The organism is Ruegeria sp. CF2 (assembly GCF_056537385.1).
The window spans coordinates 857,447-873,057 of sequence record NZ_JBQFRL010000001.1; the positions used below are offsets into that span (position 1 = coordinate 857,447).

15 protein-coding genes are annotated in these 15,611 nt (G+C 63.0%); 5 read left to right on the plus strand and 10 right to left on the minus strand.

What is annotated here, in order from left to right; translation table 11 throughout:
• Positions 1–51: 51 nt before the first annotated feature.
• From ACR0IR_RS04195 to ACR0IR_RS04210, 4 genes are all read left to right on the plus strand, one after another.
• On the plus strand, positions 52–1,041 hold the full coding sequence (locus ACR0IR_RS04195) for an ABC transporter substrate-binding protein (RefSeq protein WP_170363669.1): 990 nt from the start codon (positions 52–54) through the stop codon (positions 1,039–1,041).
• Between the two features lie 152 nt (positions 1,042–1,193).
• Complete coding sequence (locus tag ACR0IR_RS04200; RefSeq protein ID WP_170339062.1) at positions 1,194–1,907, plus strand: ABC transporter permease; 714 nt, start codon at positions 1,194–1,196, stop codon at positions 1,905–1,907.
• Positions 1,900–2,634 carry an ATP-binding cassette domain-containing protein gene (locus ACR0IR_RS04205; protein ID WP_093961811.1) on the plus strand — a complete coding sequence of 245 codons (735 nt, stop codon included), beginning with the start codon at positions 1,900–1,902 and terminating at the stop codon, positions 2,632–2,634. The genes ACR0IR_RS04200 and ACR0IR_RS04205 overlap by 8 nt, the downstream gene beginning before the upstream one ends.
• A 19-nt stretch (positions 2,635–2,653) precedes the next feature.
• Entirely contained in the window at positions 2,654–3,472 is an 819-nt protein-coding gene (locus ACR0IR_RS04210; RefSeq protein WP_170363668.1) for an ABC transporter substrate-binding protein, read from the plus strand.
• A gap of 6 nt (positions 3,473–3,478) precedes the next feature.
• Here the strand turns inward: ACR0IR_RS04210 and ACR0IR_RS04215 are convergent, their stop codons facing one another.
• The 9 genes from ACR0IR_RS04215 to ACR0IR_RS04255 form a co-directional block, all read right to left on the minus strand.
• Positions 3,479–4,351 (minus strand): helix-turn-helix transcriptional regulator, encoded by an 873-nt coding sequence (locus tag ACR0IR_RS04215; protein ID WP_170363667.1) that lies wholly within the window; start codon positions 4,349–4,351, stop codon positions 3,479–3,481.
• Between the two features lie 139 nt (positions 4,352–4,490).
• Positions 4,491–5,753: a c-type cytochrome gene (locus tag ACR0IR_RS04220; RefSeq protein WP_170363666.1), complete on the minus strand. Its 1,263-nt coding sequence runs from the start codon at positions 5,751–5,753 to the stop codon at positions 4,491–4,493.
• Positions 5,754–6,962, minus strand: a complete 1,209-nt coding sequence (locus ACR0IR_RS04225; RefSeq protein WP_170363665.1) for a formate dehydrogenase subunit gamma — start codon at positions 6,960–6,962, stop codon at positions 5,754–5,756.
• 71 nt (positions 6,963–7,033) lie between these two features.
• Positions 7,034–7,627, minus strand: coding sequence for a formate dehydrogenase FDH3 subunit beta (fdh3B, locus tag ACR0IR_RS04230; RefSeq protein ID WP_005983764.1), 594 nt, complete (start codon positions 7,625–7,627; stop codon positions 7,034–7,036).
• 11 nt (positions 7,628–7,638) lie between these two features.
• Positions 7,639–10,533, minus strand: coding sequence for a formate dehydrogenase subunit alpha (locus ACR0IR_RS04235; protein WP_170363664.1), 2,895 nt, complete (start codon positions 10,531–10,533; stop codon positions 7,639–7,641).
• A 129-nt stretch (positions 10,534–10,662) separates the two neighbouring features.
• The gene (locus ACR0IR_RS04240) at positions 10,663–10,851 is read right to left on the minus strand and encodes a twin-arginine translocation signal domain-containing protein (protein ID WP_005983760.1); all 189 of its coding nucleotides are present in this window, start codon (positions 10,849–10,851) and stop codon (positions 10,663–10,665) included.
• A 61-nt stretch (positions 10,852–10,912) separates the two neighbouring features.
• Positions 10,913–11,524, minus strand: coding sequence for a TorD/DmsD family molecular chaperone (locus ACR0IR_RS04245; RefSeq protein ID WP_170363663.1), 612 nt, complete (start codon positions 11,522–11,524; stop codon positions 10,913–10,915).
• Positions 11,525–11,528: 4 nt separating this feature from the next.
• Positions 11,529–12,098, minus strand: a complete 570-nt coding sequence (locus ACR0IR_RS04250; RefSeq protein WP_170363662.1) for a DUF3306 domain-containing protein — start codon at positions 12,096–12,098, stop codon at positions 11,529–11,531.
• Positions 12,095–12,649 (minus strand): DUF3305 domain-containing protein, encoded by a 555-nt coding sequence (locus tag ACR0IR_RS04255; RefSeq protein ID WP_170363661.1) that lies wholly within the window; start codon positions 12,647–12,649, stop codon positions 12,095–12,097. Before ACR0IR_RS04255 ends, ACR0IR_RS04250 begins: the two co-directional genes overlap by 4 nt.
• 252 nt (positions 12,650–12,901) lie before the next feature.
• On the opposite strand from ACR0IR_RS04255, the gene ACR0IR_RS04260 reads away from it, so the two are divergent.
• Entirely contained in the window at positions 12,902–14,857 is a 1,956-nt protein-coding gene (locus tag ACR0IR_RS04260) for a 4Fe-4S binding protein (protein WP_170363660.1), read from the plus strand.
• Here ACR0IR_RS04260 and ACR0IR_RS04265 read toward each other — a convergent pair.
• A complete protein-coding gene (locus ACR0IR_RS04265) occupies positions 14,851–15,579 on the minus strand; it encodes a c-type cytochrome (RefSeq protein ID WP_170363659.1) in 729 nt (242 codons plus the stop codon). The genes ACR0IR_RS04260 and ACR0IR_RS04265 overlap by 7 nt on opposite strands.
• Positions 15,580–15,611 lie beyond the last annotated feature (32 nt).

A 15,611-nucleotide genomic window follows, 5' to 3' on the forward strand; every position in this document is an offset into this window, starting at 1 on the left:
TTCAACAGACCCCGAAAACGGGGCAGCACTAGCAACTAGGAGAAGATGAAGATGAACAAGCTACTAACCGGGGCCATAGCCGCCCTAGGATTCGCCGCAAGTTCGGCCTTGGCCGCGGACGAGGTGACGCTGCAGTTGAAATGGGTCACGCAGGCCCAGTTCGCGGGCTACTACGTCGCCAAGGATAAAGGATTCTACGAAGAAGAGGGGCTGGACGTCACCATCCTGCCCGGCGGCCCCGACATCGCGCCCACGCAGGTGATCGCGGGCGGTGGCGCTGACGTCACCGTGGAATGGATGCCCGCCGCGTTGGCCGCGCGCGAAAAGGGCCTGCCGCTGGTCAACATTGCACAGCCCTTCAAAAGCTCGGGCATGATGCTGACCTGCTGGAAGGACGCGGGCATTTCCTCACCTGAAGATCTGAAGAACCGCACGCTTGGCGTCTGGTTCTTCGGCAATGAGTTCCCGTTCATGAGCTGGATGAGCCAGTTGGGCATCGACACCGGCGGCAAGAGCGAGAATGGAGTCGAGGTTCTGAAGCAGGGCTTCAACGTCGACCCGCTGCTGCAGCGCCAGGCCGACTGCATCAGCACCATGACCTACAATGAATACTGGCAGGTGATTGACGCCGGCGTCAGCCCCGACGAGTTGGTGACCTTCAAGTATGAAGATCAGGGCGTGGCCACGCTGGAAGATGGCCTTTACGTGCTTGAAGAAAACCTCAGCGACCCGGCCTTCGTCGACAAGATGGAACGCTTCGTGCGCGCTTCGATGAAAGGCTGGAAATACGCCGAGGAGAACCCGGACGAAGCCGCTGAAATCGTGTTGGAAAACGATGCGACCGGTGCCCAGACCGAGGAACACCAGAAGCGCATGATGGGCGAAATCGCCAAGCTGACCGCAGGTTCGAACGGCACGCTGGACCCGGCTGATTTTGAGCGCACGGTGAACACGCTGCTGGCCGGCGGCTCGGACCCGGTGATCACCAAAAAGCCGGAAGGCGCGTGGACCAGCCAGATCACGGATGCAGCCCTGAACTGATTGGTTGTAACATGACAACAATTCAGCGCGGCCCCTGTGGGCCGCGTTTGTTTTTGCGGATGTCGGAATTTAACTGTCTTCAGAAGCAGTTTCCTCTATTATTCCTGTAAGATTTTGCGATCCCTACGAAATTCGGTGGATGCGGGAATAAAATGCAGGATTTTGCATCACAATTCAGCCAAGCGGGCCACCTGATCCTGACAGGGGATCCGGACCTTTGGGCGATCGTGATGCTGTCGCTGCAAGTTTCGGTGCTGGCTGTGTTGATTTCAGCCGTGATCGGGATGCCGGTTGGCGCGGCCTTGGCGGTGGCCCGCTTTCCCGGACGGCGCGCGTTGATCATTCTGATGAACGCTCTGATGGGCTTTCCCCCGGTTGTCGTCGGCCTGCTGGTCTACCTGATGCTGTCCCGTTCGGGTCCGCTGGGCGTGCTGGAGCTTTTGTATACGCCGACCGCCATGATCATAGCCCAAACTGTGCTGGTGACCCCGATCGTCGCGGCGCTGACTCGGCAGGTGATCGAGATGCTGGCCGAGGAATATTCGGAACAGTTGCGCTCGTTGGGAGTGTCGCGGCTGGCATCGGTACCGGTGCTTTTGTGGGACGCGCGTCTGGCGTTGGTGACTGCCTTGCTGGCCGGGTTCGGACGAGCCATCGCCGAAGTCGGCGCGGTGATCATCGTCGGCGGCAACATCAACCACGTGACGCGGGTCATGACGACGACGATTGCGTTGGAGACCTCGAAGGGAAATCTGGCCTTGGCGCTGGCCTTGGGGACGATCCTGATCGGAATTGCCGTGGCCGTGAATGCGGCAGTCAGCGCCCTGACGCTTCGGGCCGAGCAGGAGGGGTTGCGCCATGCGTGATCTGATGCCGGACATGCCCAATTGTCTGCAGGCCGATGGTCTGCGAGTGGAACGCAATGGCAAGCTGTTGCTGGATGTCCCGCAGCTGATGATGGATGGTCCCGGGCCGACTTTGATCCTTGGGCCGAACGGTGCTGGCAAAAGCCTGCTGCTGCGTTGCCTGCATGGTTTGATCAAGGCCGATGCGGGGCAGGTTCTGCAGGATGGCGGAGTTCTGAATGCGGCCCACAAGGCCCGGCAGGCGATGGTGTTCCAGCAACCGGTTCTGCTGCGCCGTTCGGTGTCTGCCAATCTGGACTTTGTTTTGAAACGGCTGGGGCTCGGCAGGGCTGCTCGGAAAAACCGGATCCAGGAGCTTCTGGCCGAAGGAGGGCTTGAGACCAAGGCCCGGCAGTCGGCGCGCTCGCTGTCGGGTGGCGAGGCACAGCGTCTGGCCATCCTTCGCGCGCTTGCGCTTGGCCCCGAGACCCTGTTCTTGGACGAGCCCACCAGCGCCCTCGATCCCGCGGCGACCCAAATGATCGAGGCGATGATCCTGCGCGCCTCGGCCCGGGGGGTGCGGATCGTGATGGTCACCCACGACGTTGGGCAAGCCCGTCGGTTGGCGGCGGATATCGTGATGATGCAGGGCGGACGCGTGGTCGAGCATGGCGCCGCCAAACAGGTGCTGGAAGCGCCACAATGCCAGGCATCGCGCCAGTATCTGGCGGGCTGGCTGGTCACATAACAACAACCGGAGGCAATCCATGTTTCGCGCAGCAATCAAAAGCGCAATGATCCTGTTCGGGCTGTTCGCAGGTCCGGCAGCGGCCGAAGAACCATTCATTGTCGTGCAGTCCACGACATCGACGCAGAATTCCGGCCTTCTGGACTTTATCCTTCCGGGGTTCGAGGCGGAGAGCGGGATCGATGTCCGTGTTGTGGCCGTGGGGACGGGGCAGGCGATCCGAAACGCGATCAACGGCGACGGTGACGTTCTGCTGGTGCATGCCAAGCCAGCGGAAGAGCAATTCGTAGCAGACGGCTGGGGTGTCGAGCGGCGGGACGTGATGTACAACGATTTTGTCTTGGTAGGCCCGAAATCGGACCCGGCCAAGATCAAAGGTGGCGACGACGCAGTGGCCGCGTTGGCAGCGATCGCGCAGGCCAAAGCTCCGTTCGCGTCGCGCGCGGATGACAGCGGGACCCACAAGGCGGAGAAGGCTCTTTGGAGTCTGTCCGGAACCGACCCGACCTTGTCTTCGGGCGAGTGGTACCGCGAGACCGGATCGGGCATGGGTGCAACGCTCAACCTGGCTGCGGGCATGGATGCCTATGCCTTGACCGACAGGGCCACATGGCTGTCGTTCGGCAACAAGGGAAACCTTGAGGTTCTGGTCGAAAGCGATCCACGGCTGTTCAATCAATACGGAGTGATCCTCGTGAACCCCGAAAAGCATCCGCGGGTCCGGGCGGCCGCGGGAAAAAGGTTCATCGACTGGCTCACTGGCCCCGACGGTCAGGAAGCGATCGCAGCGTACAAATTGAACGGTGAGCAGCTCTTTTTTCCGAACGCGCGGCAATAGGGCCAGTCAGTCACTTGCGCCGTTGTGATGGATCTGTCCCAAGCCGGACAGATCGTATCCGCCCAATTCATCTGCGCGACGCCTGAATTTGTCCGTTCCCAAAAAAGTCAGCAGTTTCTGCATCGGCGGATCGAAACAGGACCGCCGCCAGATGGCGAGGTCGAGACGTTCGGAATGGGTCGGAATGAAGCCCAACCCGTAGAGGCGCGCCAAGGCTCCGATGCCGAATCCTGCCTCGGCCTTCCGGTCATGCAGAGCGATTGCCAGTTCCTCTTCGGTGCGGGCGCAAGTCGGCAGGGCGTCAAGATCGGCGCGGCTCAGACCGCAGCTTCGCAACTGGGCATCGAACAAGTGCTGACTGGCGGCACTGTCCTGGCGCAGCACGACACGGCGGCCTTTCAGATCACCAAAATCGGAAATTCCCTGAACCTCGGGGGCCAGCAACAGGCCGCGCTGGCGGCTTGCGACCTGGTACAGAACCACCGGCGCCTCTCCCAGCGCATCGCGGACGGAATCGACGTTGAACCCGCCCGGTTCATGGATGTGCAGTACCGCGGCTTGTGCGTCACGTCGCGCAAGGCGGTTCAGCCCATCGAATGAGCCGTCGTAATAGGTGGCCAACCCCGAGCCGCTTTCGCGGAGGGCCCAATCCAAAAGAGGGTCATGGCTACCAGCCACGATGTCGGGCAGGGGCGGTTTGACCGTGTTCGGCCCGGTACGCGACGCATTGAGCCAGGACAGTACTTCAGCCCGGGGAAAGAGAAGTTTGCCCATCGCTTTCACGCAGGGTACTTCGCCCGAAGACGCCAGATCATAGGCCTTGCGTTCGCCAATGCGCAGCAGGTCCGCCAACTCTCGTGTGGTCAGGAATTCGGACATTCAGTCTAGTCGCACTGAGGAGCCGGTCTGTGTCTCGGCCGCTGAGTGTCCGAGTTGCTTCAATACCATCGGTGCGGCGGCAGTAATGACGACCATTGCGGCGGCAGCTGCAAGAAAGGCTTTCATCTTATCCTCCGGCTTAGTCTGCGGGCGCTGTCGCGCTGCGCAGAAATTCAATCAGGTCGGTGCGGTCCTGCGCCTGCGCGATCCGCTGCATCGGCATCTTCGATCCTGGAATGTAGTGGTCCGGTCCCTGATCGAAAAGAGCGTTTATCGTCTGTTCGTTCCAAATGATATCAGACCCTTGCAGCGTTTCCGAGTAGATGTAGCCAGGCAGTGTCCCGGCCTGACGCCCGAATACGCCATGCAGGGTCGGTCCGGCCCGGCGCTGATCGTCCGGCGTCAGGCTGTGGCAGATCGAGCATTTCCGGGCGAACTGCCGTTCTCCGTTTTGCATTTCTTCGGGGTCCTTCAGGAAACTCGGCTCTTGGCTGGCCATCCGTTCCTGTGACCCCAGCGCGGCCACCGGCCAGCTGTACATGGCCTGATCCAGCCCGCCTGCGTGCAGGTTCTCTCCATCGGGGGAAAAGGCCAGTGCCCAGACCGGGCCGCGTAGCGTTGCCCGGAAATCCTGCGCAATCCGCCAGTTCTGCGTGTCGATGACCATGATGTAGCCCTCACCATCGCCCACCGCCAGCAGTGACCGATCCGGGCTGAGGGCGAGCGCAAGGATCGGGCGGCGGTCCAACGTGAAATCACGCTCGGCCCCGGTGGTCAGGTCCAGAATGCGGGTTACGCCATCGACCGCGCCATATGCGATCCAACCGTCTTGCGCGTTCAGGACCAGTTCGTTGATGCCGAAACCATGCTCGACCAGTCGCGCGGTTTCGGCCCCGGTCGTCACGTCCCAGACCCGCAAGCTGCCGTCGACCCCGGCGGAGTACAGCGACCGTCCGTCCGGCGCGAAGGCCACCGCGTTGACGCCGCTGCCCGTCGGGCCCAGCAGCTTGGCCGCACCGCCTTGGGTTGGCCACAGGCCGATGGTCCCATCCCAACTGGCAGTCGCCACAAGGGTCTTTGAGGCAGCAAGGCCGACGACCTTGCCCTTGTGCTGACCAACGACCTGTCCACCGGGCCAACGGCGCAGGGTAAAGTCGTCGCCGGCCGAATAGATCGCGGTGCCGTTGAAAACCACCGCGTTCACGGCAGCCTCGTGACCTTCCAGCCAGTCCGGCTGCTGCCCGGACCAAAGGCCCACGGAATTGTCGAAACTGGCGGTGGCAATGCGCCCGTCCGGGGCTGCGGCGATGTCCATGATCGGCCCGCCATGGCCCTTGAGCGTGTAGAAATCCGCCGCCAACGGCAGCGGCAGCAGGGCCAGCGCCAAAGCCAGCCCGCGCATCTATTCGGCAGGCGAGGCCGCGCCGTCGCTGGCCTCCTGTGCCTTTACCTCTTCCAGCCACAGCGAATGGTGCTCGCGCGCCCATTGCTCTTCGACCTCGCCGGTGCCCATGGCGTCAAACGCGCCCTCCATGCCGACCGAGCCGAGGTAGATATGGGCCAGAATGATGGCGATGAAGGCATAGGCGACCATGACGTGCCAGATCTGGGCATATTGCATCTCTTCCTGCGGAGACATCTGCGTGGGCAGGTCCAAGCCCATCAGTTGGGGCAACCCGGTCGCGTTGGCGATCGAAAACGTCTTGGCGAACATCGGAAGCTCGAATGGGAACAGCAGCGACAGACCCGACAGGCTGATCGAGACGCCAAGCAGAATGCACAGCCAGAAAATGATCTTTTGACCGGCGTTGAATTTCTTGGCCGGGGGGTGGCTGCCTTTGGTGAACAATCCGCCGCCCGCCGCCAACCATTTCAGGTCGGTCCGGTTGGGGATGTTGTGGGCGATCCAGTTCACGGTGATGATGACCAATCCCAGCATGAAGGCCCAGGCCAGATTGTTGTGCAACCACTTGCAGCCTTGCGCGATGGTGGCGAACCCTTCCTTGCCGAACAGTGGGATCAGGAAATCCCGGCCATAGAGCGTCAGCAGACCGGTCAATCCAAGTATCAGGAACGAGCCGGCAAACAGCCAGTGCCCGAACCTTTCAAATCCTGAAAACCGGGTGACCGTGCGGCCTGTTTTCTCGCCGTCGATGCGGATGCGGCCGCGGATCAGGAAAAACAGAAGCAGAACGACCAGCATCCCGCCCAGAATGTAGGTTCCGTATTCACGCAGCGGACCGGTGCGGAAAGTCCACCACCACATGCCGCCATCCTGGATCAACACGCCGGCAGCCGGCCCTTTGGTCGACACGGTGACATCCGCCGAGCCATAACGGATGGCGCGATAAACATCACTGTCCGAGGCGACGCCGCGCGTGCCCAACTGACCCAGCAGCCCTTCGGCATTGCCTTGCCCGGTATTCTCGGAGCGATAGCTGTTGTCGACCTTCTCGCCGCGTTGCCGGGCCAGAATATCCTCGAGCGTCGTGGCGCCACCGGTCTGCGCGCGCGGGGCAGCGGTTGGTTCGTCTGTGCCGGTCGTGTCCTGTGCAAGCGCGCCGTGCGCGATCCCAAGTGTCAACGTCAAAGCCAGAAAAATGCGCAGCATCGGAACCTCGGTATCAATCCAAAATCGGGTGACCCACCTGCGCGGGTCACCCGTGTTGTCAGGCTGAGGTCTCAGCCGTCCTTCTGGTCGTAGGCCGTGCCCCAACCCCAGGCGCCCGAGCCGAACCCGCGAGCCACGACGCGTTCGCGGTAGATGGCCGAGACCACGTCACCGTCACCGGCGAGCAGGGCTTTGGTCGAACACATCTCGGCGCAGATGGGCAGTTTGCCCTCGGCGATCCGGTTGCGGCCGTATTTGGCGAACTCTGCGGTCGAGTGCGTTTCCTCGGGACCGCCGGCGCAGAAGGTACATTTGTCCATCTTGCCGCGCGATCCGAAGTTGCCGGCCTGCGGGTATTGCGGCGCGCCGAACGGGCACGCATAGAAGCAATAGCCGCAGCCGATGCACAGGTCCTTGGAGTGCAGGACGACGCCTTCTTCGTTCTGATAGAAGCAGTCGACCGGGCACACCGCCATGCAAGGCGCATCCGAACAATGCATGCAGGCAACCGAGATCGAGCGTTCACCCGGTTTGCCGTCATTGATCGTCACCACCCGGCGGCGGTTGATGCCCCACGGGACCTCGTGTTCGTTCTTGCACGCGGTCACGCAGGCGTTGCACTCGATGCAGCGTTCAGCGTCGCAGAGAAACTTTGCTCTAGCCATTGTCGTCCTCCTTACGCTGCCCAGATCTTGCAGAGAGTCGCTTTGGTCTCCTGCATCTGGGTCACTGTATCATAGCCATAGGTCTGGGCGGTGTTGGTGCTTTCACCCAGCACGTACGGGTCGGCGCCTTTCGGGTATTTCTCCCTAAGGTCCGCGCCCTGGAAATGGCCGCCAAAGTGGAACGGCATGAAGGCCACGCCGGCACCGACCCTTTCGGTCAGCATCGCCATCACCTTGACCTTGCCGCCCTCGGGACCTTCGACCCAGACCTGCGATCCGTCGCGAATGCCAAGGTTGTTGGCGTCACGCGGATTGATCTCGACGAACATGTCCTGCTGCAGCTCGGCCAGCCACGGGTTCGACCGTGTCTCGTCGCCGCCACCTTCATATTCGACCAGACGACCTGACGTTAGGATTATCGGGTAATCCTTTGAAAAGTCGTTCTTCTGGATCGAAGCATACAAGGTCGGAAGGCGATAGGCCTGGCGGTCCTCGTAGGTGGGATAGTCAGCCACCAGATCGCGCCGCGGCGTGTACAGCGGCTCGCGGTGCAGCGGGATCGGATCCGGGAAGGTCCAGACCACGGTGCGGGCCTTGGCGTTGCCGAAGGGCGCACAGCCATGCTTGATGGCCACCCGCTGGATGCCGCCCGACAGGTCGGTCTTCCAGTTGGTCTTGGGCCCGGCCACTGCTTCGATGGCCGCGCGTTCCTCGGCCGTCAGGTCGCCATCCCAGCCCAGATCCATCAGCATCTGCATCGTGAACTCGGGGTATCCGTCCTGGATTTCCGAGCCGACGCTGTAGACCCCTTCGGCCAGCAGGTTCTGACCGTCACGCTCGACGCCGAAACGTGCGCGGAAGGTCAGGCCGCCCTCGGCCACCGGTTTGGACATGTCATAGAGGTTTGGCGTTCCCGGATGCCCCATCTCGGCGGTGCCCCAGCAGGGCCACGGCAAACCGTAGTATTCGCCATCATTCGGACCGCCCACCGCCTGCAGCGTGGTTCTGTCGAACGTGTGCTGGTTGGCCATATGGCTTTTGATCCGCTCTGGCGACTGACCGGTATAGCCGATTGTCCACAGCCCCGCGTTGAACTCGCGCGTGATGCTTTCGACATTCGGGGTTTCGGGGTCCTCCATCTCGATATTGCGGAAGAACCGGTCCGCCCAGCCGAACTTGTTGGCGAACTTGGCCATGATGACCTCGTCCGGCAGGCTTTCGAACAGCGGATCGACCACCTTGTCGCGCCACTGCAGCGAACGGTTCGAGGCCGTGACCGAGCCACGGGTTTCGAACTGTGTGCAGGCCGGCAGCAGATAGACGCCATCGGTCCGGTCATGCAGGACCGCGGAAACGGTGGGATACGGGTCGATCACGACCAGCATGTCCAACTTTTCCATCGCCGTCTTCATTTCGACCATCCGGGTCTGCGAGTTGGGCGCGTGGCCCCACAGAACCATGGCGCGGACGTTGTTGGGCTGATCCATGTTCTCGGGATCTTCCAGAACACCGTCGATCCAGCGCGAAACCGGGATGCCCCGTTCGTTCTGCAGCGACTTGTCCTTGCCGTCCTTGTCCTTGACCATTGCGAACTGGCCAGCCAGCCACTCCGGCTCCTCGCCCCAGACGCGGGCCCAATGACCCCATGCGCCTGCGGACAGGCCGTAATAGCCGGGCAGGGTGTGGGACAGAACGCCCAGATCGGTGGCGCCCTGCACGTTGTCATGGCCGCGGAAGATGTTGGTGCCGCCGCCCGAGGTGCCCATGTTGCCCAACGCCAGCTGCAGCACGCAGTAGGCGCGCGTGTTGTTGTTGCCGTTGGTGTGCTGGGTGCCGCCCATGCACCAGATCACGGTGCCGGGACGGTTGTTGGCCAACGTCCGCGCCACGCGCTTGAGCTGCGATCCCGGCACGCCGGTGACGCGCTCGGTCTCTTCGGGGGTCCAGTTGGCGACCTCCTCGCGGATCTGGTCCATGCCCCAGACACGGGTGCGGATGAACTCTTTGTCTTCCCAGCTGTTGTCGAAGATGTGCCACAGGATACCCCAGATCAGCGCCACGTCGGTGCCGGGGCGGAAGCGGACATATTCGTCGGCATGGGCCGCGGTGCGCGTAAAGCGCGGATCGCAGACGATCAGCGGGGCGTTGTTCTGCTCTTTCGCGCGCAGGACGTGCAGCAGCGAGACGGGGTGCGCCTCGGCCGGGTTGCCGCCGATGATGAAGATCGCCTTGGAATTGTGGATGTCATTGTAGCTGTTGGTCATGGCGCCGTAGCCCCATGTATTCGCAACACCCGCAACGGTGGTCGAGTGGCAGATCCGCGCCTGGTGGTCCACGTTGTTGGTGCCCCAGTAGGCCGCGAACTTGCGGAACAGATAGGCCTGTTCGTTGTTGTGCTTGGCCGAACCCAGCCAATAGACGCTGTCAGGTCCGCTTTCCTCGCGGATGCTCATCATGCCGTCGCCGATCTCGTCGATCGCCTGTTCCCAGCTGATGCGCTTCCACTCGCCACCCTCTTTCTTCATCGGGTATTTCAGGCGGCGTTCGCCGTGGGCGTGTTCACGGACAGCGGCCCCCTTGGCACAGTGAGCGCCCAGGTTGAACGGGCTGTCCCAACCGGGTTCCTGCCCGATCCAGACGCCGTTCTGCACTTCGGCAACCACGGTACAGCCGACCGAGCAATGCGTGCAGACGGATTTGATGTTCTCCACAGCCGTGTTGGCTGCGGTCTGGGCGCTGGCGGGCGACACGGTTCCACCCGTGGCGCTGATCGCGGCCAGGCCGCCGATCGTCAGGCCCGAGCCACGCAGGAACGCGCGGCGATCGACGCTCTTTTCGCCGATTTGGGACAGGATACTTGTCCGCTGGGGGCGTCTCGCAACCCCGTTGGTCTTTTTCCTAAGCATTTCCTTCCTCCCTTGCTGGCCATGTTGACCATGGCTGGCTTGGTGTTTCGAAATCGACGTCAGGGCCAATCGCAACCGTCAGCCGAGTGTGACCACGTCCGGACCTGCGCCGGGCGTCGCCGGGGCGGCCTAGAAGCGCGCGCTGTCGAAATAGGCGCGGGTATGCGCCGTGTCCTGAATGCGGGTCTCGTCCGAGGGTTGCTCGGCCGCTTCGGCTTCGGTTCCCAGGCTGGCCGCTGCAACGGCTGCCGGGGCCGCGGTGCCCGCCAGTTTCAGGAAGTCGCGGCGGCTGGCGCCGGTCTCCTTGGTCTTGCTCATGGGATCCTCCTTTCCCATTTGCGGTTCAGCGCCCGCCGGGGCGCCAGCGAATGACGGCCGCCTAGTGCGTCGTCATGCGGAAGGCCTCGCGTTCGATCTCCATGAAGACCCGGCCGGCTGTGCCGACCGAGGCATAGAGAACCGAATGTTCGGCTGCTTCCAGGTCCGAGAAGAAGTGCTCGGCCCAGGGGCCGATGTGCTTGTTCCAGAACGTCTTTTGATCTCCCAACGTGGCCGGGCCGCCGAAACGGCCGACGATCATGCCGCCCATCATCTCCATCAGCGAGGCGATGTTGTCTTCGGGTTCGAACACGTTTGACGCCCGGGTGATGCCCCGCGCGGCCATGTCGTTGCGCAGCTGCGCCAGCGGTTTCTCGTTCAGGAAACCGGTCAGGTAGAAGCTGGCATAAGGCAGCAGTTCTCCGCGCCCCAGCCCGATGAACAATGCGTTGAACTCGCGCTCGGCCGCTTCGGGCTTGGTCACCTTGGCCACGCGGGCCATGGCCTGAATGGCCTGGCCCAGATCGGTCTCGTCCCCCGACAACGCCGCGATCTGGCTCAGCAGGGTCTGGTCGGGCGGTGTGGCCAGAAGCAGGCCCAGAAAGTTGTAGAAATCCGCGCGCAGACGGTCCTCGGGGGAAATCTCGAACGTCTGCGGGTCGCGAATGTTCATCGTGTCATCCTTCGAATTCAAATTTCATGCGCCGCGGGGCCGGGGGGCGTTCGTCCTCATCCGGTTGGATGGCGTCTGCCACTTCGACAGGGGGCGCCGGCTCGGCTTCAGGCTCGGGCGTTTCGGTTTCCGGCTCGGCTTCGGCCTCGACCGGGTGTTCCTCGGCTTCCTTCTGCTCGGCCAACGCCTCGATATGGCGCAACATGCCTTTGCCCACCTGATAGGCCGTCTGCAGGTTTTCGACCACGCAGGCGGCGTCGGTGTAATCCTCGCCGTAATCGACCAGCCCATCCACATTCGCCAGCACCGGGTTCAACCGCCACAAGCGCCGCAAGGCGCGGCGGCGCAGACGGTCCGGCACGGCCTTGGCCATGAAGCCCGAAACGTCGTCGCCCGCCTGCAGCAGGTCCGGGTCGGGCAGGTCAAGCTCGGCCAAAATCTCGGCGTCGGTCTTTTCTTCCAGTTCGGCCTGCTGTGCGGCGATCTCCTGCGCGGTCAGGGCCTCTTGTTCGGCATGTGCTTCGGCCTGCACGGCGGCCTTGCGGCGAGACCAGAAATCCTGTCGGGCGCTCATTGCAGGGCCCTCCGGGGGGCGCGGTAGACATCCGAGGTCTGCCGGATGCGCGCATCGCCCTTGCCGTCTTCCACAAGATCCACCCGTTTCTTGTCGCGGCGGCGTTTGACGAACACCTCATCGCGGTGATGGGCCAGAGTGAAATCGCGCACCCAAGCAATCAGGCCTTCGGTCATCGGGATCTTTTCCACGATCTCTTCGCCGGTATCGGCATAGTCCTGCCCTTCATAAGGTGAAGCGGTGATCAGAAACGCGTTCAGCGGGCGGTCACCTTCGGCATCGTCACGCAGGACAAGATACAGCGATGGCTGGCTGTCCGAGAGATTGGCCATATAGGCCTCGGTTTCATCGGACCAGAGTTTCAAGGGCAGGGTGGCGGCGTGGTATTCGACCGCATCGCCCTCGCGCCGCAGTTCGACCCAGTCAGCCGGTGGGGCGCCGGGCAGCACCGCGACCGCGCGCCAATTCCACCGGGCCCAGCGCGTGACCCCCGGTGTCTTGCGCACGACGACGCCAACCGGCATTTCGATCTGTTTTGCGGCCTCGGCCACTTTGATCCTCCCCGGAAAAGCTCTCCCCTGCTTTCCCTCAGGTTCACTATGGTACACAAATGGGCCACGTGCCAAGTCCGCAGCGGCCTGAAATGGTCGTGATCTGGAAAAAAATCGTCGCAAATGGGTCGCGGCGACGATCAGCCGACTTTGGCGGGCGAGGCAGAGTTTCTGACCAGAACCGGCCGCCACACGTTGCATGGGCGGCGTTTGGGTCTAAGGTTAGGGGCAAGGAAGAGATGCGGGGGGAACATGGTCACCAAATTGGTCTTGTGCGATTGCGCCGGAAGTCAGGCCCAGGACGGGCAGGGGATATCGGACGCCTGCGGTGCTGAATGCAGCAGGGTCCACACGGCGCTGTGCACCTCCGAACTGACCGCTGCGGCCAAGCTGATGCAGTCGGATGACCAGATCGTCATCGCCTGCGGTCAAGAAGCCCAAGTGTTTCAAGAACTGGCCGAGGAACTGGGCGTGGATCACCCCGGCTTTGTCGATCTGCGCGACCGGGCCGGCTGGTCCGAGCAAGGGCGGTCGGCGATGCCCAAGATGGCGGCGCTGGCGGCCGAGGCTCTGTTGCAACAGCCGATCACGCCCAGCGTGGATGTCATCAGCGAAGGCACCGCCTGCATCATCGGGCCGGGTGAGGTTGCGTTTGACCTTGCACAGCGACTGTCGGACACGATGGCGGTGACGGTGGTCGTCACCGATGAGGCGCAGCCTGACAGCCGGGCCTATGACGTGGTGCGCGCGCGGGTCCGGTCGGTCTCGGGGGCGCTGGGCGGGTTCAACCTGCGGTTGGATGCGTTGCAGCAGATTGATCCGGCAGGGCGCGGTGCGTTTGCCTGGACCCCGCCGCGCGACGGTGCGGCGTCGGCCTGCGATGTGCTGATCGACCTGGCGGGGGGTACGCCCTTCGTGACGGCCCCCGACAAGCGCGAAGGTTACCTGCGCGCCGATCCGCGCGATGCGGTGGCGGTTGCCCGGTTGGCCTTTGACGCGGCGCAGCTGGTCGGGACCTTCGAAAAGCCGCTGTATGTCCGGCTCGAAGAGACCCTGTGCGCCCATTCGCGGGCCGACCAGGTGGGCTGTTCCAACTGTCTGGATATCTGCCCCACCGGGGCCATAACCCCGGCCGGAGACCACGTGGCCATAGACCCGATGGTCTGCGCGGGCTGCGGTGAATGCGCGGCCCTGTGCCCTTCGACCGCGATCAGCTACGAGGATCCGCCGGTGGCGGCCCTGCTGGCGCGGATGCAGACCCTGGCGGCGACCTTTCGTCAGGCCGGAGGGCGTGCCCCGCGCCTGTTGGTGCATGACGCCCACGGGGCCGAGATGATCCGGCTGACCGCGCGGTTCGGGCGCGGGCTGCCTGCCGATGTGATTCCGCTGGAACTGGGTGTGGTGTCCGGCTTTGGACATGCCGAGATGCTGGCTGCCTTGGCTCATGGCTTTGCGCGGGTGGACATCCTGCTGGCCCCGACGACCGAGCGGGATGCGTTGCAGCGCGAACTGCCGCTGGCGCTGGCCATCGCCGGAGCGGACGTCGTTGGAGTGATCGACGACTCCGATCCCGATGTGCTGGCCGATCTGCTCTACACGCAGGACGTGCCGCAGCCACTGGCCCAGCCAGTTCTGCCGCTGGGCAACCGGCGCCAGATTACGCGGCTGGCGGCGCAGGCGCTGCGCCCTGATGCGTCCGAGTCGCTGCCTCTGCCGGAACACGCGCCCTATGGCGCGGTGGCGGTGGACACCGAGGCCTGCACCCTGTGCCTGAGCTGCGTGTCGCTGTGCCCGTCAGGCGCATTGATCGACAACCCCGACATGCCACAGCTGAACTTTCAGCAGGATGCCTGCCTGCAATGCGGGCTGTGCAAGACCATCTGTCCCGAAAGCGCGATCACCCTAGTGCCAGAACTGGACCTGAGCGACCGCGCGTTGTCGCCGCGTGTCCTGAACGAAGAAGAGCCCTTTGCCTGCATCGAATGCGGTGCTCTGTTCGGGGTGAAATCTACGGTCGAGCGGATCATGGAAAAGCTGGCCGGCAGCCACCCAATGTTCGCCTCGTCCGAGCAGGCGAAGATGATCCAGATGTGTGACGATTGCCGTGTCCAGGCGCAGTTCCACAGCGAGAATAATCCGTTTACCTCCAAGCCCAAGCCCAAGGTCGTTACCACCGATGACTACTTCAGCAAGCGCAAGGATCACTGAAGCTTGAGCGGCGCCCCCAGATCGGCCGCGCGGATGACCGAGACATACGCGAGGATCGCATCAAGCTCGTCTTGCGTCAGCATCAGCGGGTGAATGGGCGGGGGGCGTTCGGGGTCGAAAGGCGCAGTGATCCCTTCGATCTGGGTAAAGGACGGATGTGGGTTCAAGGCGAAGAACGCCTGGAACCGGTTCGACCAGTCCGGCATCGCGCGCAGCACCGCAAAGGACGGCGTGGAGCCCAACCCGTTCATCCTGTTCTGCGGGCCAATCACATGGCAGCGCCCGCAATGGGTCAGCGACAGCTTTTCACCCAGCAAGGCGTCGCCTTCGATGGTATCCGACTCGGGCGCAGCGACCGTTTGGAAACTGGCCGAGAACGGGCCGCCCTCGGTCGGTGCAAAGCTTTCGACGGTGCGCTTGCCCACATCGGACATCAGCCAATCCTGAAAACGGGCCTGCCGCGTCTCGTCCTGAATGCGCAGGTGATAGATGTCGCCGCCGCGCTGAAACACCGGCTGCCCCGGCGGTCCGACCGCAAGAACCATCGCGCCCGCATCATCCGCGACAACGCGGATTCCGGTCTTGAGCGAGAAGCGCGGAAGAATATGTTTCAAAAGACCCGAGCGTGCGACATCTTCCGGCGCGGCCAGACCAATCTCCTCCTGCGACCAAGAGGGGCTGGCGAAGAGCGTCAGGCTCAGGCACAAAAGAACAAAGCGCATGGCCCAGCCTAACGGTGACAGGGCGAATGCGT

What these genes read in the sequence shown, in the direction of transcription:
- ACR0IR_RS04235 (WP_170363664.1), bottom strand. Translation starts at nt 10,533, where the DNA reads ATGCTTAGGAAAAAGACCAACGGGGTTGCGAGACGCCCCCAGCGGACA.
- ACR0IR_RS04260 (WP_170363660.1), top strand. Translation starts at nt 12,902, where the DNA reads ATGGTCACCAAATTGGTCTTGTGCGATTGCGCCGGAAGTCAGGCCCAG.
- ACR0IR_RS04195 (WP_170363669.1), top strand. Translation starts at nt 52, where the DNA reads ATGAACAAGCTACTAACCGGGGCCATAGCCGCCCTAGGATTCGCCGCA.
- ACR0IR_RS04240 (WP_005983760.1), bottom strand. Translation starts at nt 10,851, where the DNA reads ATGAGCAAGACCAAGGAGACCGGCGCCAGCCGCCGCGACTTCCTGAAA.
- ACR0IR_RS04210 (WP_170363668.1), top strand. Translation starts at nt 2,654, where the DNA reads ATGTTTCGCGCAGCAATCAAAAGCGCAATGATCCTGTTCGGGCTGTTC.
- ACR0IR_RS04215 (WP_170363667.1), bottom strand. Translation starts at nt 4,351, where the DNA reads ATGTCCGAATTCCTGACCACACGAGAGTTGGCGGACCTGCTGCGCATT.
- ACR0IR_RS04220 (WP_170363666.1), bottom strand. Translation starts at nt 5,753, where the DNA reads ATGCGCGGGCTGGCTTTGGCGCTGGCCCTGCTGCCGCTGCCGTTGGCG.
- ACR0IR_RS04200 (WP_170339062.1), top strand. Translation starts at nt 1,194, where the DNA reads ATGCAGGATTTTGCATCACAATTCAGCCAAGCGGGCCACCTGATCCTG.
- ACR0IR_RS04245 (WP_170363663.1), bottom strand. Translation starts at nt 11,524, where the DNA reads ATGAACATTCGCGACCCGCAGACGTTCGAGATTTCCCCCGAGGACCGT.
- ACR0IR_RS04265 (WP_170363659.1), bottom strand. Translation starts at nt 15,579, where the DNA reads ATGCGCTTTGTTCTTTTGTGCCTGAGCCTGACGCTCTTCGCCAGCCCC.
- ACR0IR_RS04205 (WP_093961811.1), top strand. Translation starts at nt 1,900, where the DNA reads ATGCGTGATCTGATGCCGGACATGCCCAATTGTCTGCAGGCCGATGGT.
- ACR0IR_RS04250 (WP_170363662.1), bottom strand. Translation starts at nt 12,098, where the DNA reads ATGAGCGCCCGACAGGATTTCTGGTCTCGCCGCAAGGCCGCCGTGCAG.
- fdh3B (WP_005983764.1), bottom strand. Translation starts at nt 7,627, where the DNA reads ATGGCTAGAGCAAAGTTTCTCTGCGACGCTGAACGCTGCATCGAGTGC.
- ACR0IR_RS04225 (WP_170363665.1), bottom strand. Translation starts at nt 6,962, where the DNA reads ATGCTGCGCATTTTTCTGGCTTTGACGTTGACACTTGGGATCGCGCAC.